We start from the raw sequence: 26,102 nt of genomic DNA, 5'->3' as shown, positions 1-26,102 counted from the left end.
AGCAATTTAACTTAATGAAATTGTGATTACATTTATAAGTTTTTAAGCTATATCGGTTATTACTTTAATAGTGTACATAAAGCCTATTTTAACTTATAATAAATTATGAGTTTATATATGGACGGGAATTTAAATAGGAGGTAACATTTTGAGTTTAATAAAGAAAAATAATAAAAATATTCGCATCATTCCACTCGGAGGAGTTGGAGAGATAGCGAAAAATATGTATGTCGTCGAAGTAGATGACGAAATGTTCATGCTTGACGCTGGCTTAATGTTCCCAGAAGATGAGATGTTAGGTGTAGATATTGTTATACCAGATATTCAATACGTTATTGAGAACAAAGATAAATTAAAAGGAATCTTTTTAACGCATGGTCACGAACATGCAATTGGTGCTGTTACGTATGTATTAGAACAAGTTGATGCACCAGTTTATGGATCGAAACTTACAATAGCTTTAATTAAAGAGAATATGAAAGCACGCAATATTAATAAAAAAGTAAGATATTATACGGTTAATAACGAATCTATCATGCGCTTCAAAGGTGTTAATGTAACATTCTTTAATACAACACACAGTATTCCAGATAGTTTAGGTGTATGCATTCATACTTCATATGGTGCAATTGTATATACAGGTGAATTTAAATTTGACCAAAGTTTACAAGGGCATTATGCACCAGACTTAAAGAAAATGACTGAAATTGGTGAAGCGGGAGTGTTTGCGTTAATCAGTGATTCTACTGAAGCAGAGAAACCTGGATACAATACACCTGAAAATGTAATTGAATCACATATGTATGATGCGTTTACAAAAGTTAAAGGCCGACTAATTGTGTCTTGCTACGCATCTAACTTCATTCGTATTCAACAAGTTTTAAATCTTGCACAAAGATTAAATAGAAAAGTGTCATTCTTAGGTCGTTCATTAGAGAGCTCTTTCAATACTGCTAGAAAAATGGGTTACTTCGATATATCAAAAGACTTATTAATTCCAATTAATGAAGTTGAGAATTATCCTAAAAATGAAGTCATTATTATTGCTACTGGTATGCAAGGTGAGCCTGTAGAAGCTTTAAGCCAAATGGCTAAGAAAAAACACAAAATAATGAATATTGAACCAGGAGATTCTGTATTTTTAGCTATCACTGCTTCTGCTAATATGGAAGTAATTGTCGGAAATACACTTAATGAATTAGTACGTGCTGGTGCAGAAATCATTCCAAATAGTAAAAAGATTCACACTTCAAGCCATGGTTGTATGGAAGAATTGAAGATGATGATTAATATTATGAAACCTCAGTACTTTATTCCAGTTAACGGTGAATTTAAAATGCAGATTGCACACGCTAAATTAGCAAATGAAGCAGGCGTGCAGCCTGAAAAAATCTTTCTTGTCGAAAAAGGCGACGTAGTTAATTACGATGGAGAAGAAATGATTTTAAATGAAAAAGTTCACTCTGGTAATGTATTAATTGATGGTATAGGAGTCGGTGATGTCGGCAATATCGTACTAAGAGATCGTCATTTGTTAGCGGAAGATGGTATCTTTATCGCAGTTGTAACACTTGATCCTAAAAATAGACGAATTGCTGCCGGCCCAGAAATTCAATCTAGAGGTTTCGTATATGTAAGAGAAAGCGAAGCTTTATTAAATGAAGCTGAAGAAAAAGTCCGTGAAATCGTTGAACTAGGTTTACAAGAGAAACGTATCGAATGGTCTGAAATTAAGCAAAACATGCGTGATCAAATTAGTAAGCTTTTATTTGAAAATACAAAACGTCGTCCAATGATTATTCCAGTAATTTCTGAAATTTAATAATTTCTGTACTAAACAAAGAGGTTAAGACAAGCGCTCAGGTAAATATTTTGAAAGGTGAATTGCGGTTGAATGTTTTGAAGTGAAATGACATTCACGTGCCCTTTGAAATGATTACAAGCGTTAAATGTCTTACCTCTTTTATGTTATTATAGATAGAAGGATTAAACATTAATCATACATAAATTTATATATATTTAACTGACAAATATATTATTAATGCCAATATGAAATAATCTGTTTTATACAGTATTGTGTGAATATATATAAACTAATTTTGAGCACAGGCGAAGAAGAAGGTGGTAAATTTGGCACAAACAAAAAAGAGACAAACATCAAAAAGAAAACCTACAAATACAAGAAAGAAAACTACTAATAATAAGAAAAAGCAAGGAGATAGTCCATTAAGGTATATTGTGGCAATCGCTATATTTGTAATAGTGACGTTGGGTGCCTTTCAACTTGGCATTGTTGGAACAATGATAGATAGTTTCTTTAATTATTTATTTGGTACAAGTAGATTCTTAACTTACATTCTTATTTTGATAGGTACAGTTTTTATTACATATTATAAAGCGCTACCTAAAACGAGACGTACTGTTGGCGCATTTATATTACAATTAGCCTTACTATTAGTTACTCATATTGTTTTTTACTTTTCACATAAAGCTCAAGCTCAACGTGAACCAGTTTTATCTTTTGTATATAAATCTTATGAGCATTCTAATTTTCCTGTATTTGGGGGTGGCTTAATAGGTCATTACCTGTTAGCACTGTTTATCCCACTTATTTCTATTGTGGGTATTATTATAGTAACGATATTGCTAATCGCTTCAAGTATTATTTTATTACTTAAGAAAAAACATCGTGACGTATCTAAGGTGTTATTTGAAAAGCTGAAAGTTAAAGGCAAGGATGCTTCGGAAAACTATCGAGAACGTCGTAAGCAGAATAAAGTGAAAAAAGAAGCTAAAGCGCGTGTTAAAGCTGAGAAAAAAGCAGAACAACAAGCAGAACAACAAGCAAGTTCTGCAGCGCAACAATCAGATAACAATGTTACAGATGTTAGTGATTTAAAAGAAATTACAAATTCAACATCTGAAGAGCAATTATCTATCCCTATATATGGCCATAGTGAAAGCGAAGATAATCACAAGCAAACCTCAGAAAAACCTATAGGTAAAAGAACTAAACGCATGTTTGATCAAGAAGGGCAACTAGATCAAAAAGCATCACAACAAAATTCTAATTTAAAGCAAGCATCACTCGATCAACAACTAGATGATATAAATTCAGAACAAAGCGAAGCAATTAATTCAATTTCTGAAGCAGGCGAAGTGGAAAATGAGGCATATTCTCTACCTCCACTCACTTTACTAAAACAACCAGCAAAACAAAAAGCTACGTCTAAAGCAGAAGTTCAGAAAAAAGGACAATTATTAGAAACGACGCTTAAGAACTTTGGTGTCGATGCGAGAGTTACACAGATAAAAATAGGTCCAGCAGTAACACAATACGAAATTCAACCAGCACAAGGGGTTAAAGTTAGTAAAATTGTTAACTTGCATAATGATATTGCACTCGCACTTGCTGCTAAAGATATTCGTATAGAAGCGCCAATCCCTGGTCGCTCTGCTGTGGGTATTGAGGTTCCTAATGATAAGATTTCTCTTGTTTCACTAAAAGAAGTTTTAGATGAAAAGTTCCCTGCTAAAAATAAATTAGAAGTTGGCTTAGGCAGAGATATATCGGGCGAACCTATTACGGTTGAATTAAATAAAATGCCACACATGCTTGTTGCTGGTTCAACAGGTAGTGGTAAGTCTGTTTGTATAAACGGAATAATTACCAGTATTTTACTTAATGCTAAACCACATGAAGTTAAGCTTATGTTAATTGACCCAAAAATGGTAGAATTGAACATATATAATGGGATTCCTCATTTACTGATACCAGTTGTGACTAATCCTCACAAAGCATCGCAGGCACTAGAGAAAGTAGTTGCTGAAATGGAACGTCGTTATGATCTATTTCAACACTCTTCGACTAGAAATATAGAAGGATATAATGAAGCAATTAGACGTCAAAATGCTGAACTAGAAGAAAAGCAATCAGAATTACCATATATTGTTGTTATTGTCGATGAATTGGCAGATTTAATGATGGTTGCTGGTAAAGAGGTAGAAAATGCTATTCAACGTATTACGCAAATGGCACGTGCAGCAGGTATTCATTTAATAATTGCAACGCAAAGACCTTCTGTAGATGTAATTACTGGTTTGATTAAGAATAATATACCATCTAGAATAGCTTTTGCAGTAAGTTCGCAAATCGACTCTCGTACGATTATTGATAGCTCTGGTGCTGATAAATTATTAGGTAAAGGTGACATGCTTTATGTAGCTAATGGTGGCTCTACTAGGACACGTGTACAAGGGGCATTTCTAAGCGACCAAGAAGTACAAGATGTTGTTAATTACGTTGTAGAACAGCAAAAAGCCAATTATGTAAAAGAAATGGAACCAGATGCGCCAGTTGATAAATCAGAAATGAAAAGTGAAGATGCACTTTATGATGAAGCATATTTGTTTGTTTTAGAACAACAAAAAGCGAGTACTTCTTTATTACAAAGACAATTCAGAATTGGTTATAACCGGGCTTCAAGATTAATGGACGATTTAGAACGTAATCAAGTTATTGGACCGCAAAAAGGTAGTAAACCTAGACAAATTTTAGTGGATATTGATAGTGATGAGGTGTAAATATGGAACTAACTTCAGTTTATAAAGTAAAAGAATGGATGATTCAACAAATTAAGGAAGGCAAATTACAGCATGGGGAACCACTTCCGAGTAATTTAGCCATAGCAAGAACCTTAAACGTAAAAACAGATGATGTTTATGACGCAGTAGACGAACTAATTACTGAACAAGTATTATCCAATAATTTAGAAGAAGGTGCACGTGTTAAATCACTGCACCCATTCTATTATCCATTGGGAGAAGTTGTAAGCATAAGTAGAATGATTAAAGATCAAGGTTACACTCCGGGGACGGAATATATTAGTTTCGATGAAAAACCGGCGACCTCTTTAGATTCTAAAAGATTAAATATTACAGACAAGGCGCCTGTAACAATTATAGAACGATTAAGAACTGCAGATAGAAAGCCAGTCGTTTATTGTTTAGATAAAGTGCCAGCAAATTATTTAACTTGTGCACAATATCAAAGTAGTGATGAGTCACTTTTAGGTGCAATTGAAGCATATACTAATAAGGAAGTGGCTTACGCAGACACTGAAATGGAAGCAATTAGTTATGAGCCACATATCTCAGATATTTTAGGTGCTTCACCACATGAAGGACTCATGTTGTTAAAATTAGTTCATTACGATACCGACGATCAACCAATGCTATATTCATTTAATTATTTTAAAAGTAGTTTAGTTACATTTAAAACGGTTAAAAACAGATTATAATAATAAATTTATGAAAGTGAGGTATGACAATTTGAAAATAGAAAACCCACAGAAAGATTTACATGTAAAAGTATTACCGACAACAAAATTTAAAACCACAACAATTACGCTTAAATTTATGGCACCCTTAGACAGTGACACAATGACTGCGCGATCTATTTTAAGTAAGGTTTTAGTACGTGCTACAAAACAATGGCCGTCAGATAAAGATTTTAATCGACATTTATCACATTTGTATGGTGCGTATGTCAATAGTTTTGTTTCAAAGTTTAAAGATAAACATGTTATTACCATATCTTTAGAATTAGTTAATGAGCGTTATTTAAAAGATCAAACGCCACTTTTCGAAAAAGGCCTAGAATTGCTTAGAGAAATGATATACAATCCATTAATTTCAGACAATCAATTTGATGAAACATTTGTTGCTCAAGAAAAATCATTATTATCAAAAAAATTAAACGCTATGATCGACAACAAATCTCAAATTTCATTTTTGAACTTATTGAAATATATGTTAGGAGAACAACCATATCGACATTTAGCAACTGGGCAAGTTGAATACATAGCTGACATAACACCAGAAAATCTATATCATACATATCAATCTATGTTGCAAAATGACTATTGTGCAGTATATGTGGTAGGCAATGTAGATGAACAACAGGTGAAATCCCAAATTCAAACATATTTTAATATTAATCCGTTCTCTTTTGAATTGTCACAACCTAATCCAATAGGACAAGATCATAATACACCTCAAGTTATTATAGAAACAGACGATGTCGATCAAGCTAAATTAAATATGGGCTTCACATTACCAGAAAATACGGAGATCCAGAGTATTTTGCAATGATTGTGTTTAATGTTATGTTTGGCGGCGATCCATCATCTGTATTATTTAATGAAGTTCGAGAAAAGCAAAGTTTAGCATATTCCATCCATTCTCAAATAGACGCAAAAAATGGTTTTCTATTTGTATTAAGTGGTGTTTCAACTGATAAGTATGAAATTGCTAAAGAGACGATTGTGTCTGAATTTGAGAAATTCCAACAAGGGGATTTTGAAGAAGAAAAATTAGCACTCGCAAAAAAAGTGATTTTATCTCAAAGACAAGAATCTTACGACAGAGCTAAAAGTATTATAGAAATCATGAATAACAACATATTATTAGACGAACCTATGTCGGAAGAAAATTATATTTCGGGCATTCAAAACGTTAATAAATCAGATATTCAACAATTAGCACAGGAAACCACATTAGATACAATTTATATTTTGACAAAAGGGGATGATGACTAATGAATGAAACCTACTATGATCAAATTGACGAGCGAGTATTTGAAGCTGAATTAAAAAATGGTCTGAAATTATTCATAATTCCTAAAAAAGGATTTCAGAAAACCTTTGTGACTTATACTACGAAATTTGGGTCTTTAGATAATAAATTCAAACCACATGGTAGTGATGAGTTTGTTACAGTCCCTGATGGAGTGGCTCACTTTTTAGAACATAAGTTGTTTGAAAATGATGACGATGAAGAAGATTTGTTTACAGCATTTGCTGAAGACAATGCACAGGTCAATGCTTTTACGAGTTTTGATAGAACAAGCTATTTATTTAGTGCAACGAGTAATATAGAACGCAACATCAAACGGTTATTAACTATGGTAGAAACACCTTATTTTACTAAAGAAACAGTAGATAAAGAAAAAGGTATAATAGCCGAAGAAATCAAGATGTACCAAGAACAGCCAGCCTATAAATTAATGTTTAATACTCTAAGAGCTATGTATGATACACACCCAATACGTGTTGATATTGCCGGTAGTGTTGAAAGTATTTATGAAATAACTAAAGACGATTTATATTTATGTTATGAAACCTTTTATCATCCTTCGAATATGGTGTTGTTCGTCGTTGGAGATGTAGACGTAAATCATATTTATAAAGTTATTGAAGATCATGAGAATCAACGTGATAAAGAAGCACAACCACAAATTGTAAGGGACCCGCTGATTGAACAAACTTCAGTGAGAGAACCAAATATTTCGGAAACGATGAAATTACAATCGCCAAGATTAATGTTAGGTTTTAAAAATGAACCATTATCAAACGAACCTAATGAAGCTTTTGTTAAACGTGATTTAGAAATGACTTTATTTTATGAATTGATATTTGGTGAAGAAACAGATTTTTATCAGTCACTTCTTAATGATGAATTAATAGATGAAACTTTTGGATATCAATTTTTATTAGAACCTACATACAGTTTTTCAGTTATAACAAGTGCAACGCAATATCCTGATAAATTAAAAACGCTATTATTAGATGAAATTAGAAATAATTTAGGAAAACTTGATGATTTAGAAGCCTTCAGCCTGTTGAAGAAACAGTTTATCGGAGAATTTATTTCAGGTTTGAACTCACCCGAATACATTGCGAACCAATATACAAAATTATATTTTGAAGGCGTAAGTTTGTTCGATTTATTAGAAATTGTTGAAAATATCTCTTTAGAAAGTGTGAATGAAACAGCACAAAAATGCTTAAATTTAACACACGTAGTAGATAGTCGCTTGGAGATGAAAAAATAGTGAAGGCATTAGTTATGGGCGGTTCTGGAACGATAGGAAAAGCGATTGTTAACAGATTATTATCGGATGGTTTTGAAGTAATTGTACATTATAATAATACGAATATTGAAACACTACAGAATGATTATATTGGAAAACCAGTTGAGTTTTTACGATGTGATTTAAATCAAGACATAGATTTAGAAGCATATTTTGCTTGTATTTCTAATTTGGACTGTTTGGTATATGCTAGTGGGACAGCTTTATATGGTCAATTACAAGATGTATCTGATAAAGAGATAGACGATTGTTATCAAATCCATGTTCGCCAGCTAATTAGGATTTGTAGATTTTTTACAGATCAATTGCGACAAAGTAGTCATGGTCGTATTGTTGTTATATCATCTATTTGGGGAGAAACTGGAGCAAGTATGGAGACTGTTTACTCTGCAATGAAAGGTGCTCAAATTGCTTTTGTGAAAGCTTTGAGCCAAGAGTTAGCTATGACATCAGTGACAGTAAATGCGATTGCTCCTGGATTTGTTAGCGGAAATATGACTCGTGTATGGTCTGCAGAGGAATTACAGGCAATTACTGAAGAATTGCCACAGCAAAGGCTGATTGACCCTATTGAGATTGCACACACTTGCAGTTATTTGTGTCATTCAATGGCAAGAAGCATCACTGGAACAATTCAGAAAGTTAATGGTGGTTGGTACGTATAGATTTTTGAACAATATACAGAAAATAAACCAACTATGAAACATTCAATGATATAATATCATTACAATAAAATGGTTATATGCATATTTAAGCTAAAAATATGCCAAGATTAAGTTGTTTCAAATAAGTTTTAGATTCATGTATAAATTATTTATATGTGGTTTCAAAATAAAGGGGTGCTTATTTCATGACAGTTGCTACTAAAAAAGAATGGTATTTAGAGTATGAGATAACAATGAACCGAGCAGGACTTTTAGGTGATATATCAAGTTTGTTAGGCATGATGGGGATTAGTATAGTAACAATCAATGGTATTGATGAAGGTCGTAGAGGTCTATTGATTAAATCTGATAGTCTAGAAAAAGTAAGTCGTTTCGAAAATATTGTAACTGAAATAGATGATATTTCTATTACTAAGCTAAGAAAGCCAGAGTTAAGAGATCGGTTGGCAGTTAGACATGGAAGATACATAGAGCAGGATGCTGATGATAAAAAGACATTTCGTTTTGAAAGAGAAGATTTAGGTTTACTAGTTGATTTTATGGCGGAATTATTTAAAGAAAAAGGTCACAAATTGATTGGTATTCGTGGAATGCCTAGAGTTGGCAAAACAGAATCGATTGTAGCAGGTAGTGTCTGTGCACATAAACGCTGGTTGTTTATTAGCTCTACACTTATTAAACAAACTGTGCGTAGTTCATTAATAAAAGGTGAATATGATTCGGATCACGTTTATATCATTGATGGTGCTGTGACAGCAAGAGAATCTAATCAGAAACACCAGGAATTAGTGAAAGAAGTTATGAGTCTTCCTGCTATTAAAGTAGTTGAACACCCTGACTTATTTGTTGAAGCCAGTGACTATACGATGAGCGATTTTGATTATATTATTGAGTTAAGAGAAAATAAAAATCAAGAAATCCATTATGAAGAAATGAAAAAACAAACAGTTAAGAGTAAAAACAATTTGGATTTTGGTAATGACCCATTTGGTGGCGGCTTTGGTTTCTTTGAATAATAAAATTGTTGATTGAGGAGGGCTGATATCGTGAGCTTAGTTGGTCAGACATTAAAAGGACGACGAGAGCGTTTAGGTATGACATTAAATGAATTAGAATCGCGTACACAAATTAAACGACAAACGTTAGTGATGATTGAAAATAACGATTTCGAATCATTAAAAAAAGCTGAATATGCGGAAGGTTTTATTAGAAAATATGCTAAAGCAGTAAATATTGATTCAGTGCAGTTAATAAATGCACATAGAGAAGAAATTCCTAATAATGATGAAGCGATACATCAAACAATTGCAGCCTTCGGGAAAGACAATAAACCAACATATCGTAGCAAGAATAAAGAACCTTTACAAGTTGGTGTTGTGATTAGTCTAGTGATTATTGTCACAGCATTATTGTGGGTATTTTCAGTATTGGTATTTTAAAGTGATAAACAAACGTAAGCTATAAGTTACAAATAGAAAAGAGGACTTTGTATGAATATACCGAATTGGATAACTGTGTTTAGAGTTATACTAATTCCAATATTTCTTGTTTTTGCATTAGCAGATTTTGGATTTGGTAACGTCTCATTTATCGGTGGATATGAAATAAAAATTGAATTATTAATAAGTGGTATAATCTTTATTGTTGCATCTCTAAGTGATTTCTTAGATGGTTATTTAGCAAGAAAATGGGAACTTGTTACTAATATGGGAAAATTTTTAGACCCACTTGCAGACAAATTATTAGTTTCCAGTGCGTTAATTGCATTAGTTCAATTAGGCCTAACAAATTCAGTAGTTGCAATTATTATTATAGCACGTGAATTTGCAGTTACCGGTTTACGTTTATTACAAATTGAACAAGGTTTTGTAAGCGCTGCTGGTCAATTAGGTAAGATTAAAACTGCAGTAACAATGGTAGCAATTATCTGGATACTATTTGGTGATCCATTGGCTACATGGGTTGGTTTTCCAATAGGACAAGTGTTGCTGTACATTGGTGTGTTCTTTACAATTTTATCTGGTATAGAATATTTTTATAAAGGTAAAGATGTTTTTAAAGTAAAATAAAAATTATTAATAAACTGGAAGATGTGCTTATCGTTTTGACATCTTCCAGTTTTTTGTTGTCTTAATAATATGAAATCAGATTTTTCGTTTTTTAGTGGTTTTCATTTTATAATTAAGGGAAGTGAAAATGTATTGTATAAACAGAGGTCATTAAAATTATATGTATAATTATGGGAACTTTGTTTTTGGAGGAGGAGTATTTGTGAATATATCAATTATCGCAGTAGGTTCGGAATTACTACTAGGACAAATTGTTAATACCAATGGCCAATATTTATCAAAGCTACTAAATGGCGTCGGTCATAGTGTTGTAGAGCATTCTGTAATTGGGGATAATCCACAACGTTTAGAAAGGGTGGTGAACCAGGCCCTTACTCAGTATGATACCGTTATTTTAACGGGGGGATTAGGTCCAACAAAAGATGATCTAACTAAACATACTGTAGCTAAAATATTAGGGCGTGAATTAGTAATTGATGAACATGCACTAAATTATATTGAATCATATTTTAGAGAACAGGGCATCGATATGACACCAAATAATAGACAGCAAGCACTTGTGATTGAAGGTGCACACATTTTAGAAAATAAAGTTGGCATGGCACCAGGTATGCTTGTTAATCATGGAGATAAAAAAATTGTATTGCTACCAGGACCACCCAAAGAAATGCAACCAATGGCGAAACATGAGTTATTACCTTACTTACTTAATGGGGAGCAAACAATATTTTCAGAGTTACTACGTTTTGCTGGCATTGGTGAGTCAAAAGTAGAAACTGAATTAATGGATTTGATAGACGAACAGACAAATCCAACTATTGCTCCTCTTGCTGGAACACATGAAGTAAATATAAGATTAACTGCCAATGGTGCATCCCAGCAAGCATGTAAGGATTTAATCGCACCTGTGAAAAACTCAATAATAAATCGCATAGGTGAATATTATTATGGTTCTGATGACATACTTTTAGAACAAGCTGTTATGTCATTAGTTAATGAAGCATTTGCTATATATGATGGTGTGACTGATGGTGAATTATACTCTAGATTGAAAAATTTTGATGATAATCAAATCTTGAGAGGTATGTTACCTCATCACTCACAATTTATAAATGAACATGATACAATTGAATCTCAACTTTCCATAACGGCACAAATTATAAGAGATTTTTATAATGCAAAAGTTGGTATTTCGATATTGAGTCAAGATGATATTGTATATTTAGGTGTTTTAAAAGGTGAAAACTTAACGATACAATCATTTAAAATGACGCGCAGAAGAAATCTAATGAAAAGTAGAACACAAAATTATGTATTAATTAGGTTACTAAATTTATTTAAATAGATAGTAACGCCATGCTAAAACATAAAAATATAGCACGTGTGTTCTTATTCTGAGCGAATAACGCTTTCCTTTAGCGAACAAATATTCGCAAAATACTTGCGGAATAATCTAAATAAGGGTATAGTATGGTTAAGATATTTTTCAGAGAGAATTCTCATTTAGGAGGTCCAACATTGGATAACGATCGTCAAAAGGCTTTAGATACAGTAATTAAAAATATGGAGAAATCATTTGGTAAAGGCGCGGTAATGAAATTGGGTGATAACGAGGCACGCAAAGTTTCAAGTGTTTCAAGTGGTTCTGTAACATTAGATAATGCTTTAGGAGTAGGTGGTTACCCTAAGGGTAGAATCATAGAAATTTATGGTCCAGAAAGTTCTGGTAAAACGACTGTGGCTCTTCATGCCATTGCGGAAGTTCAAAGAAATGGAGGCGTGGCAGCTTTTATTGACGCTGAACACGCATTAGACCCAGTTTACGCAGAAGCATTGGGTGTTGATATTCAAAATTTATACCTATCTCAACCTGACCATGGGGAACAAGGTTTAGAGATTGCAGAAGCTTTTGTTAGAAGTGGAGCTGTAGACATAGTTGTTGTTGATTCCGTTGCAGCATTAACACCTAAAGCAGAAATTGAAGGTGAAATGGGAGATACACACGTTGGTTTACAAGCGCGTTTGATGTCACAAGCCCTAAGAAAACTTTCAGGAGCGATATCTAAATCAAATACGACAGCCGTATTTATTAACCAAATTCGTGAGAAAGTCGGTGTTATGTTCGGTAATCCTGAAGTTACACCAGGTGGCCGTGCACTGAAATTCTACAGTTCTGTTCGTTTAGAAGTACGCCGTGCAGAACAATTAAAACAAGGACAAGATATTGTCGGTAATAGAACTAAAATTAAAGTTGTTAAGAATAAAGTGGCACCACCATTTAGAGTTGCTGAAGTCGATATTATGTATGGTAAAGGTATCTCTAAAGAGGGAGAATTGATCGATTTAGGTGTTGAAAATGAAATCGTTGATAAGTCAGGTGCTTGGTATTCTTATAATGGCGACAGAATGGGACAAGGTAAAGAAAACGTAAAATCTTACCTTAAAGAAAACCCTGCTGTCAAAGCAGAAATAGATAGAAAACTAAGAGAAAAATTAGGAATATTTGATGGAGATGTTGAAGAGCCAGAAGCTAACAATACAGCGTCACTTTTGGATGAAGAAGAATAGGTTAAATAGTTACAATAATATAGCGTGAAGCATTAAGTTATTGTATTTATATAGTAGCAAAACAAACTAAACCCTCAACAGGTGTTTAGTTTGTTTTTTTATTCAATATAAATAAAAACTCCAAATTTTATTATTCGTTGGTTGTAACTTTTATAGAAATTTATGAGGATAAAGCTCTAATATAACTTAATCAAAGAGAAAATATATTATATTTCTGCTTATGTATGATGTTCATATTAGAATATAAAAATATTATGTTAAATTATTTTGTTTCAAAAACAAGATGAATTAAGGTTTAGCACACATAAAAGTAAATTTAGTGTAAAAATGATTCCCCAAATATTGAATTATTGTGTAGTCAAACCTTGACACTTCTTAGTTTAAAACCGTACAATTACATTGTATGATTCTTATATAACTTCATATAATCATATTGAATTTTGATATACAGAGCAAAATCCTAGATAAAAGGGGGTGTTTGTGTGAATTTGTTAAGCCTCCTACTCATTTTGCTAGGTATTATTCTCGGAGTTGTTGTAGGGTACGTCGTTGCCCGAAATATATTGCATCAAAAGCAATTACAAGCAAGACAGACTGCCGATGATATTATCGAACAAGGTAATAAAGAAGCAGAGAATATTAAGAAGGAAAAGCTTCTAGAAGCTAAAGAAGAAAACCAAGTCATAAGAGAAAAAGCTGAAAATGAGCTTCGCGAAAGACGTGCAGATCTTCAAAAGCAAGAAGCAAGACTTCTACAAAAAGAAGAAAACTTAGAGCGAAAATCTGACCTGTTAGATAAGAAGGATGAGATTTTAGAGCAAAAAGAGTCTAAACTTGAAGAACGACAACAACAAGTAGATGCAAAAGAGAGTAGTGTTCAAACATTAATAAATAAGCATGAACAAGAATTAGAACGCATCTCTGGTCTCTCTCAAGAGGAAGCTGCACAAGAGCAACTTCAAAGAGTTGAAGAGGAATTGTCACAAGATATTGCTATACTTGTTAAGGAAAAAGAGAAAGAAGCAAAAGAAGCAGTCGATAAAAATGCAAAAGAGTTATTAGCAACTACTGTTCAAAGATTAGCTGCAGAACATACATCTGAATCAACAGTATCAGTTGTTAATTTACCAAATGACGAAATGAAAGGTCGAATCATTGGTAGAGAAGGTAGAAATATTAGAACTTTAGAAACGTTAACTGGTATTGATTTAATTATAGATGATACACCAGAAGCGGTTATTCTCTCTGGTTTTGACCCAATTAGACGTGAAATTGCAAGAACTGCATTAGTTAATCTTGTTTCAGATGGTCGTATCCATCCTGGACGTATAGAAGATATGGTAGATAAAGCTCGAAAAGAAGTAGACGATATTATTAGAGATGCTGGGGAACAAGCTACGTTTGAAATAAATGTGCATAACATGCATCCAGATTTAGTGAAAATCTTAGGTCGTTTACAGTATCGTACTAGTTATGGACAAAATGTATTGAAACATTCTATTGAAGTTGCACACCTAAGTGGTATGTTGGCAGCGGAATTAGGAGAAGACATTACATTGGCTAAACGTGCTGGACTACTTCATGACGTTGGTAAAGCAATTGATCACGAGGTTGAGGGAAGCCATGTTGAAATTGGTGTTGAATTAGCTAAAAAATATGGTGAGAATGAAACAGTTATCAATGCGATTCATTCTCATCATGGTGATGTCGAACCGACTTCTATTATTTCTATATTAGTGGCAGCTGCCGACGCATTATCAGCAGCAAGACCAGGAGCTCGTAAAGAGACTTTAGAAAACTATATTAGAAGATTGGAAAGACTAGAAACACTTTCAGAAAGCTATGATGGTGTTGAGAAAGCATTTGCAATCCAAGCGGGTAGAGAAATTCGAGTTATCGTATCACCAGATACTATCGACGACTTAAAATCACATCGCTTAGCAAGAGATATTAAGAGCCAAATTGAAGATGAACTTCAATATCCTGGCCATATAAAAGTGACAGTTGTTCGTGAGACTAGAGCAATTGAATATGCAAAATAAGATTTAAAATTATTAATAAATAATGAATTATTAAACAAACTAAGCGAATCATCGTTTAGTTTGTTTTTTTAATGTTTAAATTATTATTAACAAATAAAAACACCTCAAACGCTAATAGCACGAATAAGGTGTTTAAATTCTTTTATATTCATTTTTTAAATTAACTTTAAATGTTTTGTGCTGAATGACTAACCTACTAAACTAAGTTAATTCTAAATCAGCATTTTTAACTTCTTGAATAATTTCAGCTGTATCATAACAATTTGTTGAAATATTAGCGTATCTTTCGGCTAAACGATAAGCATGGATATAGAGTTCTAAACTTTCTTTTGCTATATCCTCCGGATCTTCACTTTTGGATGGATTTGCTGTAACAACTAAGTCAGCAAAATGTTGAGGGTCAATATTAATTGCCATGTATTACTTCCAACTCCTATTTTTTGAATTATTTAATTCCTATTATAATTTATACCACCATTTTTATGATTAAAACTTAGTTAATTTAATGAAATTTATATAATGATACTTTTCATCGTAAATAAATTGCATTAAACTAACATTAAGAGAGAGGATGAACATGTAAATGAGATTATTATTTATCGGAGATATAGTAGGTAAAGTGGGTCGTGAGGCTATTACAACGTATTTACCTAAATTGAAACAGACGTATCGTCCTACAGTTACCATTGTAAATGCTGAAAATGCTGCACATGGTAAAGGATTAACTGAAAAGATATACAAAGATTTATTGCGAGAAGGCGTAGATTTTATGACGATGGGCAATCATACTTTTGGTCAACGTCAAATTTATGATTTCATTGAATCGGCAAATCGTATGGTAAGACCAGCGAACTTTCCAGAAGAAGCACCAGGAGTAGGTATGAGATTTATTCAAATCAATGAAATCAAATTAGCGATTATCAATTTACAAGGCCGTGCATTTATGCAAGATATTGACGATCCTTTTAAAAAAGCTGATGCGCTTATTAAAGAAGCTCAAAAAGAAACTGATTACATTTTTGTAGATTTTCATGCGGAGACTACTTCAGAAAAAAATGCAATGGGCTGGTTTTTAGATGGTAAAGTAAGTGCGGTTGTAGGTACTCATACGCATATCCAAACCTCAGATGAACGTATTTTACCTGGTGGTACAGGCTATATCACAGATGTAGGTATGACAGGCTTTTATGATGGTATACTTGGGATTAATAGAGATGAAGTAATTACTCGATTTATCACAAGTTTACCTCAAAGACACGTAGTACCAGATGAGGGAAGAAGTGTACTATCAGGCGTTATTATCGATATCAATAAAGGAGGAAAAACAACACACATTGAACGCGTGCTAATTAATGATGACCATCCTTTTTAAAAAGTATCGTCCATTAGTATGAATTTTAAAAATACCACTCTTAACATAGTAATAGAGTGGTGTTTTTTGATATGATTAATAATGAATTATTATAACCACTAGGAGGCAAGATGATATGAAATCACAAGTATCATGGAAAGTGGGCGGACAACAAGGCGAAGGTATTGAATCCACTGGAGAAATCTTCGCGACTGCTATGAATCGTAAGGGATACTACTTATATGGATATCGTCATTTTTCAAGTAGAATTAAAGGCGGCCACACAAATAATAAAATAAGAGTTTCTACTACGCCGGTACATGCAATTAGCGATGACTTAGATATATTAATTGCATTTGATCAAGAAACAATAGAGCTAAACCATCAAGAAATGCGTGAAGATAGTGTGATTATCGCTGATAGTAAAGCAAAACCTGAAAAACCAGAAGATTGTCGTGCACAATTAATAGATTTACCTTTTACTGCGACTGCGAAGGAATTAGGTACTGCTTTAATGAAAAATATGGTTGCAGTAGGTGCGACTTGTGCAATCATGGATTTTGATATTTCAGATTTTGAGGCGCTAATTACGAATATGTTTACTAAAAAAGGTGACAAAGTTGTCGAAATGAACATAGAAGCATTGAATGAAGGTTATCGCTTAATGCAAGAACAATTAACTACTGTTGATGGGGATTTTGTTTTAGAGGAAACAAAGGGTGACCCCCACTTATATATGATTGGAAATGATGCAATTGGACTAGGTGCTTTATCAGCTGGCTCTAGATTTATGGCAGCTTATCCAATCACTCCTGCTTCTGAAATTATGGAATATATGATTGAAAACTTACCAAAAGTTGGCGGCACGGTTGTTCAAACTGAAGATGAAATTGCAGCGGCAAACATGGCTATTGGTTCAAATTATGCAGGTGTTCGTTCATTCACAGCGAGTGCAGGGCCTGGTCTTTCATTAATGATGGAAGCAATTGGCCTATCAGGCATGACGGAAACACCATTTGTAGTTATTAATACGCAACGTGGTGGACCATCTACAGGTTTACCTACAAAACAGGAACAATCTGATTTGATGCAAATGATTTATGGTACACACGGTGATATTCCTAAAATTGTAGTAGCACCGACTGATGCCGAAGATGCCTTTTATTTAACTATGGAAGCATTTAATTTAGCAGAAATGTACCAATGTCCTGTAATTATATTAAGTGACTTACAATTATCATTAGGTAAACAAACAGTTGAAAAATTAGATTATAGTAAAATTGAAATCAATCGTGGTGAAATCATCCAATCAGATATAGAACGTGAAGAAGATGATAAATCATACTTTAGACGTTACGCACTTACAGAGAGTGGCGTATCACCAAGACCTATCCCGGGTGTTAAAGGTGGTATACATCATGTAACCGGCGTTGAACATAATGAAGAAGGTAAAACAAGCGAAGCTGCAGACAATAGGCAACAGCAAATGGATAAACGTATGCGTAAAACAGAGCACTTACTTATCCAAGATCCTGTTGAGCTAGATGCAGAAAATGAAGTTGCAGATATTTTATATTTAGGTTTTATTTCAACAAAAGGCGCGATTCAAGAAGGGAAAGTCAGATTAGAAGAGGAAGGACTAAAAGTAAACCATCTTCAAATTAGACAATTACATCCTTTTCCTAGTGAATCGATACAAAAAGAAGTAGATAAAGCTTCTAAAGTTGTTGTCGTGGAACATAATTATCAAGGACAACTTGCTAGCATTTTAAAAATGAATGTAAATTTAGGTGATAAATTAATTAATCAGACAAAATATGATGGCACACCATTTTTACCAAGAGAAATTGAGTCTAAAGGCCTAGAAATTGCTAAAGAAATAAAGGAGTTGGTATAAATGGCAACATTTAAAGACTTTAGAAATAACGTCAAACCTAATTGGTGCCCTGGTTGTGGAGATTTTTCAGTGCAAGCAGCGATTCAAAAAGCGGCGGCAAATGTAGGATTAGAACCTGAAGAAGTAGCTATTATTACTGGGATTGGTTGTTCAGGACGTTTGTCAGGATATGTAAATTCTTATGGTGTTCATGGTATACATGGACGTTCATTGCCACTTGCACAAGGCGTGAAAATGGCTAATAAAGATTTAACGGTAATTGCTTCAGGTGGTGACGGTGATGGTTACGCGATAGGTATGGGACATACAATCCATGCTTTACGTAGAAACATGAATATGACCTACATTGTAATGGATAATCAGATTTATGGCTTAACTAAAGGACAGACATCACCATCTTCCGCACAAGGTTTTGTAACTAAATCCACACCAAAAGGGAATATCGAACAAAATGTTGCACCACTAGAACTTGCACTTTCATCAGGAGCAACATTTGTAGCACAAGGATTTTCAAGTGACATCAAAGGGCTTACGAAAATGATTGAGGATGCCATTAATCATGATGGATTTTCATTTGTAAATGTATTTTCACCTTGTGTGACATACAATAAAGTAAACACTTATGATTGGTTTAAAGAAAATTTAACAAGTATTGAAGAAATTGAAGACTTTGACACAACTGACAAACAAAAAGCGACTCAAAAAGTTTTAGAATATAATTCACTGCTTAAAGGTATTGTTTACCAAGATGCAGAAACGCCATCTTATGAATCACAAATTGAAGAAATGAATGGCACGCCACTTGCTAAACAAGATCTTCATATTGATGAAGCTCAATTTGAAGCCCTAACAAAACAATTCGTATAAATATATAAATTAAAACTTAACATCGTTAAGTAATATAACTGTTACATTATTGACCAATTAGATTAGGCAAATATGCCAAAATACAATTAGCGATAGTGTAACAGTTTTTTATGTTTTGATTTAAACATGAATTTACTATGAAATTTTATAAGGCTATTAAATGACGGAGGCAATATTTATGGTTGATAAATTTAAGTCGATGACTGAATTGATTGCAGAGACTGCAGAACATAAAGAATGGGAAATATTAACATTAAGTAAGAAATCAGCAACACTTATAACTGCAATACATGGTGGGGCGATTGAACGAGGAACGACAGAAATAGCACAGTTAATTAGTGAGCAAGGTAACCATAGCTTTTATACCTTTAAAGGTATAAGGAATAATAAAAATAATGAATTACATGTTACATCAAGACATTTTGATGAACCAAAACTTATGCAAATGGTATCTAATCATCATAATATTGTATCTATACATGGATGTATGGGGGATGCACCTGAAGTTTATATTGGTGGTAGAGACTTAGAACTAGCATCTGAAATAAAATTACAACTAGAAAAAGTAAATATCATTGTTAAACCTGCGCCTTCACATATTGCCGGTATGCATATGGATAATTTTGTTAACGCAGGCCCCAAAAATGCTGGAGTTCAACTAGAATTAACCGTGGCATTAAGAAAACAATATTTTAATAATAACAAGTATAATTTAAATGATAGAGAAAATAGGCAGAATTGGTCACAGTTAATGTATTTATTTTCAACAGCTATAAATAAAGCGATAAACAATGTAGAGCAAATGATATAAAAAATAATTTCATTGTGTTTGATAATTACAAATCTTAAGTTGAGCTTTACAAAATCTTAAGTTAGTAGCACGGGCGTGAGGGAAAGACAAATATAGAAACTTTGGAGGGGGTTTTTATATGAATGATAAGTATAATTCAATGTCAGAATTGGAAGCGAAGACAACTGAAAATAATGACTGGGAAATTGTAACTCGCAACTTAGGTAGTCAAGTAATTATTGCTGCGATACATGGTGGAGGTATCGAACCTGGAACAACTGAAATCGCTGATTTAACTGCGAAAAAAGGTGAGTATGATTATTTTTCTTTTAAAGGTACTAAATCAAAAGGAAATGAAGATTTACATGTAACTTCTCGAAATTATGATCAATCTGTATTGATAGAAATGATAAAGAACAAAACAAATGCAGTAGCAATTCATGGTTGTGACGGTGACGGGAATATCATTTATATCGGAGGGAAAGACCAAAAACTTATTCATGAAATGACTAAACAATTTGAGCAATTGAATATAAATGTAGAACAAGAACCAGAACATATTTCAGGTGCTCATGATGATAATATCATTAATTGTTGCAAAACAGGTGCAGGTGTACAATTAGAATTAACTCCTGACTTAAGAAAAATGTGTTTTAACAACCAAAAATATAACAAAAAAAGTCGTGAAGATAAGCATAATTGGAGTCAATTTATGGATGAATTTACCACTGCAATAGTTAAATCAATATAGGAGTTTTAATAACAGTTCTTGCAAATCATCACTAACTAAGTTATTGTAGACTAACGATATCTATAATTAGGAAGTTGATAAAATATGAAATGTTCTAAAGCGACAGACTATGCACTACATGCACTGTTATATATGATTAAAAGCGATGGTGAATCTAGTAGGATTCCAGTACAAGATTTAGCAACAGCACTAAAAGTCTCAACGACATATTTATCTAAAATATTGACACGCCTCGTAAAGGTAGGTATTATCTCCGCTAGTAGTGGTGCCAAAGGTGGCTATCAATTAAAAACTGGTTGGGAAGACGTTTCGATATATGAAGTGATTACTACCATTGATGGCAAGCAAAGCTTATTAGAAGATAGTTTTAATCATGCTAAAGAATGTCCAATTAAACAAATAATGGACGAAGCAGAACATAGTTTAATTACTAATTTAGAAGGTAAGACATTAAAGGACTTGGCTAATAGCTAAGTCCTTCTAATTTAAACTGATTAAAGATATTATAAGTCTTTAAAAGGTATAAAGGAGCGAGTCAAATGTATTATGATGTAATTATTATTGGTGGAGGTCCGGCAGGATTAAATGCTGCATTAAATTTCGGTAGAGGTATGAAACGAACACTTATCATCGACGAGGATAAACCACGTAATAGGGTTACTCAACTGTCCCATGGTTTTTTAACGCAAGATGGTATTAAACCAACCGTATTTAAAAGAAAAGCTAAAGCAGATGTGGCTAAATATAAAGATGTTACTTACTTAGAAGCGCATGTAAAACAAATAGAGAAAATAGATAAGACATTTATAGTCAGAACACAAGCGCAGACATTTAATGCGAGACAAGTGTTAATAGCTACAGGATTAAGAGAGTATCGTCCGGATATTACAAATTTTAATGACTTTTATGGCCAATCTATCTTTTATTGCCCTTGGTGTGATGGTTATGAAATGCGTAATAAAAAACTTGCGATTATTTTTTCAGGTGAATCGTTGCTTCATATGGTCAAACTGTTAAGTAACTTTTCACAAGACTTAGTCGTGTTTACAAATGGAGAAAAGGAGATTCTTGAAGCAGACAAAACAATATTAAACAACAAAGGTATTAATATTTATACAGAACCTATTGCACAATTGATTGGCAACAATGGATATATAAGCGGCATTGAGTTAATCGATGAGCAAATTATTGCGGTAGAAGGTGCATTTGCAAAGATGCAATGGAATACACAATTTGATTTCTTAAATCAATTAAGTATAACGAGAGACGAAGATGGTAAATTCGAAACGAATATATACGGAGAAACATCTGTTGAAGGATTGTATGTAGCTGGTGAAGCTAAAAATAATTTTGCGGGTCAATTATTAGATTCAGCTGCTGATGGTGGCATGATTGCAAAAATGATGATGATGAAACAGATAGAAGAAGATTTTTGATTACTAGTCATTAACACGCTTTAAGTTGTCATTGACTTTTAACTATGCCTTTAACTTATAATTTGATAAAATAACATTAAGTTAAATAGTTAAGGGGTTGTAATAACATGAATGATACTTTGATGAGTATTCAGATTATTCCTAAAACCGCCAACGGAGAAGATGTTATTCCATACGTAGATGAAGCAATTAAAATCATTGATGATTCGGGATTAACTTACAGAGTGGGGCCATTAGAAACAACAGTTCAAGGCGAAATGAATGAGTGCTTAATCTTAATTCAAAAATTAAACGAGCGTATGGTTGAATTAGAGATACCTAGTACAATAAGCCAAGTTAAGTTTTATCATGTCCCAGAAGGTATTACTATTGAGACACTTACTGGAAAATACGATGAAGTTTAAAATTTAATACGTAAAATTACATTAAAAGACTAACTATATATACGGTATTTGTCTATAATCTATATTTATGTTTAATGGATATAAATTAGTTGAATTACCATGCATGGTCTGAATTTTAGATAAAGTACATGTAATAAGTGAATTAGAATATCATTATATTTAAGGGAGCAGGAAGTTGAGCTCAGACATAATCATTTTAGAAAGATATGATTTCAGTCAGAAGCTCTTTCCCGCTCCCTCATTTGTATTTTATAACACTAAAATATGATTTTGATAATTTTAGTATTGAGAATATTGTGCAATAGACTGATTATTTATTAGCCTTTTTGCACTTTGAAGTTAAATTTAATATAATGTAATAATGACTATGGATAAATTTATAGAACTTTGAACGTCAAGGTTGAAAAACAGAATCTTGAGGGATATTTTAAAATACTTGTTCTTAGTTTTTATGATATAGAAAGGGTTTTGTAGAGTGAATGAAGAACAAAGAAAAAGTACTTCTATAGATATTTTAGCGGAACGAGATAAAAAGGAAAAAGACTATAGCAAGTATTTTGAACACGTGTATCAACCGCCAAGTTTAAAAGAAGCACGTAAACGCGGAAAAGAAGAAATTAATTATAACCGTGATTTTCAAATAGATGAGAAATATAGAAACATGGGACAAGGAAAAACATTTTTAATTAAAACATATGGTTGCCAAATGAATGCGCATGATACAGAGGTAATGGCTGGTATTTTAGGTGCATTAGGTTACACACCAACGGAAGATATTAATCAAGCAGACGTAATTTTAATAAATACATGTGCAATTCGCGAAAATGCGGAGAATAAAGTATTTAGTGAAATCGGGAACTTAAAACATTTAAAAAAAGAGAAACCAGAAACAGTAATTGGTGTCTGTGGATGTATGTCCCAAGAAGAATCTGTCGTAAATAAAATCTTAAAGTCATACCAAAATGTTGATATGATTTTTGGAACGCATAATATTCATCGTTTACCAGAAATACTTGAAGAAGCTTATCTATCAAAAGCAATGGTAGTTGAAGTTTGGTCAAAAGAAGGCGACGTCATTGAAAACCTTCCAAAAGTAAGAGAAGGTAATATCAAAGCGTGGGTAAATATTATGTATGGGTGTGATAAGTTTTGTACATACTGTATCGTTCCATTCACAAGAGGTAAGGAACGTAGTAGACGACCAGAAGATATCATTGAAGAGGTAAGAGATTTAGCGCGTCAAGGGTATCAAGAAATTACATTGTTAGGGCAAAACGTTAATGCTTACGGCAAAGACATAGATGGTTTAGCATATGGTTTAGGCGATTTGTTAGAAGATATCTCTCGAATTGATATCCCAAGAGTCAGGTTTACAACGAGTCATCCTTGGGACTTTACAGATAGAATGATTGAGGTTATTGCTAACGGTGGAAATATAGTTCCGCACGTTCACCTTCCAGTTCAATCGGGTAATAATGCTGTGCTTAAAATTATGGGACGTAAATACACACGTGAAAGTTACTTAGACTTAGTTAATCGCATTAAGTCTAGAATTCCTAATGTTGCTTTAACTACTGATATCATCGTTGGTTATCCAAACGAGACAGACGAACAATTTGAAGAAACATTAACGCTTTATGATGAAGTTGAGTTTGAACATGCATATACGTATATTTATTCTCAAAGAGATGGTACGCCAGCAGCTAAAATGAAAGATAACGTTCCTTTAGATGTGAAAAAAGATAGATTACAACAGTTGAATAAAAAGGTGGCATACTATTCTGAGCGTGCTATGCAAGAATATGAAGGAAAAGTTGTACAAGTTTTATGTGAAGGATCAAGTAAAAAAGACGATACAGTCTTAGCAGGTTATACTTCAAAAAACAAATTAGTCAACTTTAAAGCGCCTAAATCTATGATTGGTAAAATTGTAGATGTACAAGTAGATGAAGCGAAACAATTTTCTCTTAATGGTACATTTTTAAATGTAACTGAACAAGCGGTGGTGACACCATAATGTATGAAAAAGAAGAAATTTTAGCTGAAGCGGATCGTATTAGTGAACGCATAAAAGCTTTAGATACAGTCAAAGATTATCATAATGTCGAATCGCAAATACATCAAAACAAAAATATAGAACAACGCATGAAAGAATTAAAAAAAAATCAAAAGCAATCGGTTAACTTACAAAACTACGGTAAGACACAAGCTTTAAAAGCTTCTGAGGATAAAATCCAGCATATTGAAGAAGATATTAATATCTTGCCTATCGTAGAAGAGTTTAGAGAATCTCAGACCGAAGCTAACGAATTATTACAAATGATGATTAGTACCATGTCAGATCGTTTAAATCAACAACAAGAAGATAAAGATTAACAGAGATTGTGGTGGAACTTGTTGGAAAGGAAATGAGCCATATGAAGACGAGAAAGTTAACGCTAACTGCAATTTTTATTGCTATAAACGTTGTGTTAAGTAGTATTATTGTAATTCCATTAGGTCCAGTGAAAGCAGCGCCAATTCAGCATTTAGTTAATGTGTTATGTGCTGTACTTGTAGGACCATGGTTTGGGCTTGCTCAAGCTTTTATTTCATCTATCATACGCATGATTTTTGGTACAGGAAGTTTCTTTGCTTTCCCAGGGAGTATGGTAGGCGTGTTGCTAGCTAGTGCTTTCTATTTTTATCGTAAACATATCTTTATGGCGGCAGTGGGTGAAGTAATAGGTACGGGCATTATCGGTAGTATAATGTGTATACCGTTAGCATGGATTTTAGGTTTTTCAAATTTTGCTGTTAAACCATTAATGACAGCCTTTATTGTATCGAGTGTCATCGGTGCCATCATAAGTTATATCATTTTAATGATATTGAAAAGAAAAGGCATATTAAAAAAATATTTATAATCAATCTTAATAAATCAAGTTAAGGCACTTTGTTACTAATATGATTCTGATTTGATAGATTTGCTACTTAAGTAGATCTACTAAATCGACCATATACAAAGTTGCCTTAATTTTTTTGTTCATATCAATATTTAACTCATGAAAAGATTTAGTTAGTCAGTTGGTGTCTGTATATTAATTTAATAAATGGGCGAAAATTGAAAACATATGTTAAAATTTAAGAGTTAAATTAACTAAATTAGTTAAAGAAAATGAGCGGGTATGATTAAAAAAATCAATGAAAAGTATTCCAAAATGCATAGTATCACATGTATATGAAGCGATAAATATGCCTAATTTTTGATGAAAATTAATCATTATTTTAATTTATAAGCTAACAAAATTTAAGAAAAAATACATAAGAATTTAAAAAAGGACTGTGAC

At 32.9% G+C, this 26,102-nt stretch carries 22 protein-coding genes and 3 pseudogenes; 24 read left to right on the top strand and 1 reads right to left on the bottom strand.

Annotated features, from left to right (window positions below):
* Positions 1-148 precede the first annotated feature (148 nt).
* The 13 genes and pseudogenes from rnjB to rny all read left to right on the top strand — a co-directional run bounded on the left by rnjB (position 149) and on the right by rny (position 15,277).
* A complete protein-coding gene (gene rnjB / locus BTM19_RS02870; protein ID WP_029377454.1) occupies positions 149-1,822 on the top strand; it encodes a ribonuclease J2 in 1,674 nt (557 codons plus the stop codon).
* A 308-nt stretch (positions 1,823-2,130) separates the two neighbouring features.
* Positions 2,131-2,808 (top strand): annotated as a pseudogene (locus tag BTM19_RS13205) (DNA translocase FtsK 4TM domain-containing protein); the annotation flags it as partial.
* A gap of 303 nt (positions 2,809-3,111) precedes the next feature.
* A pseudogene (locus BTM19_RS13200) lies at positions 3,112-4,584 on the top strand (DNA translocase FtsK); the annotation flags it as partial.
* A gap of 2 nt (positions 4,585-4,586) precedes the next feature.
* Complete coding sequence (locus tag BTM19_RS02860) at positions 4,587-5,300, top strand: GntR family transcriptional regulator (RefSeq protein WP_029377452.1); 714 nt, start codon at positions 4,587-4,589, stop codon at positions 5,298-5,300.
* A 10-nt stretch (positions 5,301-5,310) separates the two neighbouring features.
* Positions 5,311-6,599: pseudogene (gene yfmF, locus BTM19_RS02855) on the top strand (EF-P 5-aminopentanol modification-associated protein YfmF).
* Positions 6,599-7,894 carry an EF-P 5-aminopentanol modification-associated protein YfmH gene (gene yfmH / locus BTM19_RS02850; RefSeq protein ID WP_029377450.1) on the top strand — a complete coding sequence of 432 codons (1,296 nt, stop codon included), beginning with the start codon at positions 6,599-6,601 and terminating at the stop codon, positions 7,892-7,894. Before yfmF ends, yfmH begins: the two are co-directional and overlap by 1 nt.
* Positions 7,894-8,598 (top strand): elongation factor P 5-aminopentanone reductase, encoded by a 705-nt coding sequence (gene ymfI / locus BTM19_RS02845; protein WP_029377449.1) that lies wholly within the window; start codon positions 7,894-7,896, stop codon positions 8,596-8,598. Before yfmH ends, ymfI begins: the two co-directional genes overlap by 1 nt.
* Positions 8,599-8,783: 185 nt before the next feature.
* Positions 8,784-9,614, top strand: coding sequence for a DUF3388 domain-containing protein (locus tag BTM19_RS02840; protein WP_058625741.1), 831 nt, complete (start codon positions 8,784-8,786; stop codon positions 9,612-9,614).
* 30 nt (positions 9,615-9,644) lie between these two features.
* Complete coding sequence (locus BTM19_RS02835; RefSeq protein WP_029377447.1) at positions 9,645-10,037, top strand: helix-turn-helix domain-containing protein; 393 nt, start codon at positions 9,645-9,647, stop codon at positions 10,035-10,037.
* Between the two features lie 51 nt (positions 10,038-10,088).
* Entirely contained in the window at positions 10,089-10,667 is a 579-nt protein-coding gene (gene pgsA, locus BTM19_RS02830) for a CDP-diacylglycerol--glycerol-3-phosphate 3-phosphatidyltransferase (RefSeq protein WP_029377446.1), read from the top strand.
* A 202-nt stretch (positions 10,668-10,869) separates the two neighbouring features.
* On the top strand, positions 10,870-12,012 hold the full coding sequence (locus BTM19_RS02825; RefSeq protein ID WP_029377445.1) for a CinA family nicotinamide mononucleotide deamidase-related protein: 1,143 nt from the start codon (positions 10,870-10,872) through the stop codon (positions 12,010-12,012).
* Between the two features lie 173 nt (positions 12,013-12,185).
* Positions 12,186-13,235, top strand: a complete 1,050-nt coding sequence (gene recA / locus BTM19_RS02820) for a recombinase RecA (protein WP_029377444.1) — start codon at positions 12,186-12,188, stop codon at positions 13,233-13,235.
* 482 nt (positions 13,236-13,717) lie between these two features.
* A complete protein-coding gene (gene rny / locus BTM19_RS02815; protein ID WP_029377443.1) occupies positions 13,718-15,277 on the top strand; it encodes a ribonuclease Y in 1,560 nt (519 codons plus the stop codon).
* 201 nt (positions 15,278-15,478) lie between these two features.
* Here the strand turns inward: rny and BTM19_RS02810 are convergent, their stop codons facing one another.
* Entirely contained in the window at positions 15,479-15,694 is a 216-nt protein-coding gene (locus BTM19_RS02810; protein ID WP_029377442.1) for a hypothetical protein, read from the bottom strand.
* Positions 15,695-15,860: 166 nt separating this feature from the next.
* Here BTM19_RS02810 and BTM19_RS02805 point away from each other — a divergent pair, with 166 nt between their 5' ends.
* The 11 genes from BTM19_RS02805 to thiW all read left to right on the top strand — a co-directional run bounded on the left by BTM19_RS02805 (position 15,861) and on the right by thiW (position 25,679).
* Entirely contained in the window at positions 15,861-16,649 is a 789-nt protein-coding gene (locus tag BTM19_RS02805; RefSeq protein ID WP_058625740.1) for a TIGR00282 family metallophosphoesterase, read from the top strand.
* 115 nt (positions 16,650-16,764) lie between these two features.
* The gene (locus tag BTM19_RS02800) at positions 16,765-18,525 is read left to right on the top strand and encodes a 2-oxoacid:acceptor oxidoreductase subunit alpha (RefSeq protein WP_038678391.1); all 1,761 of its coding nucleotides are present in this window, start codon (positions 16,765-16,767) and stop codon (positions 18,523-18,525) included.
* Positions 18,526-19,392, top strand: coding sequence for a 2-oxoacid:ferredoxin oxidoreductase subunit beta (locus tag BTM19_RS02795; RefSeq protein WP_029377440.1), 867 nt, complete (start codon positions 18,526-18,528; stop codon positions 19,390-19,392).
* A gap of 178 nt (positions 19,393-19,570) precedes the next feature.
* On the top strand, positions 19,571-20,203 hold the full coding sequence (locus BTM19_RS02790) for a poly-gamma-glutamate hydrolase family protein (protein ID WP_029377439.1): 633 nt from the start codon (positions 19,571-19,573) through the stop codon (positions 20,201-20,203).
* Positions 20,204-20,321: 118 nt separating this feature from the next.
* Positions 20,322-20,933, top strand: coding sequence for a poly-gamma-glutamate hydrolase family protein (locus tag BTM19_RS02785; protein WP_058625739.1), 612 nt, complete (start codon positions 20,322-20,324; stop codon positions 20,931-20,933).
* An 84-nt stretch (positions 20,934-21,017) separates the two neighbouring features.
* Positions 21,018-21,407: an RrF2 family transcriptional regulator gene (locus BTM19_RS02780; RefSeq protein WP_029377437.1), complete on the top strand. Its 390-nt coding sequence runs from the start codon at positions 21,018-21,020 to the stop codon at positions 21,405-21,407.
* Positions 21,408-21,472: 65 nt separating this feature from the next.
* The gene (locus BTM19_RS02775; RefSeq protein WP_058625738.1) at positions 21,473-22,369 is read left to right on the top strand and encodes an NAD(P)/FAD-dependent oxidoreductase; all 897 of its coding nucleotides are present in this window, start codon (positions 21,473-21,475) and stop codon (positions 22,367-22,369) included.
* Between the two features lie 107 nt (positions 22,370-22,476).
* On the top strand, positions 22,477-22,773 hold the full coding sequence (locus BTM19_RS02770) for a thiamine-binding protein (protein ID WP_029377435.1): 297 nt from the start codon (positions 22,477-22,479) through the stop codon (positions 22,771-22,773).
* A gap of 475 nt (positions 22,774-23,248) precedes the next feature.
* A complete protein-coding gene (gene miaB, locus BTM19_RS02765; RefSeq protein WP_029377434.1) occupies positions 23,249-24,790 on the top strand; it encodes a tRNA (N6-isopentenyl adenosine(37)-C2)-methylthiotransferase MiaB in 1,542 nt (513 codons plus the stop codon).
* Positions 24,790-25,149: a YlbF family regulator gene (locus BTM19_RS02760; RefSeq protein ID WP_029377433.1), complete on the top strand. Its 360-nt coding sequence runs from the start codon at positions 24,790-24,792 to the stop codon at positions 25,147-25,149. The genes miaB and BTM19_RS02760 overlap by 1 nt, the downstream gene beginning before the upstream one ends.
* Before the next feature lie 41 nt (positions 25,150-25,190).
* The gene (thiW, locus tag BTM19_RS02755) at positions 25,191-25,679 is read left to right on the top strand and encodes an energy coupling factor transporter S component ThiW (RefSeq protein ID WP_029377431.1); all 489 of its coding nucleotides are present in this window, start codon (positions 25,191-25,193) and stop codon (positions 25,677-25,679) included.
* Positions 25,680-26,102: the final 423 nt, after the last annotated feature.

The sequence above is a fragment of the Staphylococcus xylosus genome (genome assembly GCF_002732165.1).
Lineage (GTDB): Bacteria > Bacillota > Bacilli > Staphylococcales > Staphylococcaceae > Staphylococcus > Staphylococcus xylosus.
The sequence above is the reverse complement of the archived record's forward strand: the minus strand, read 5'-3'. Positions and strand labels throughout refer to the sequence as shown.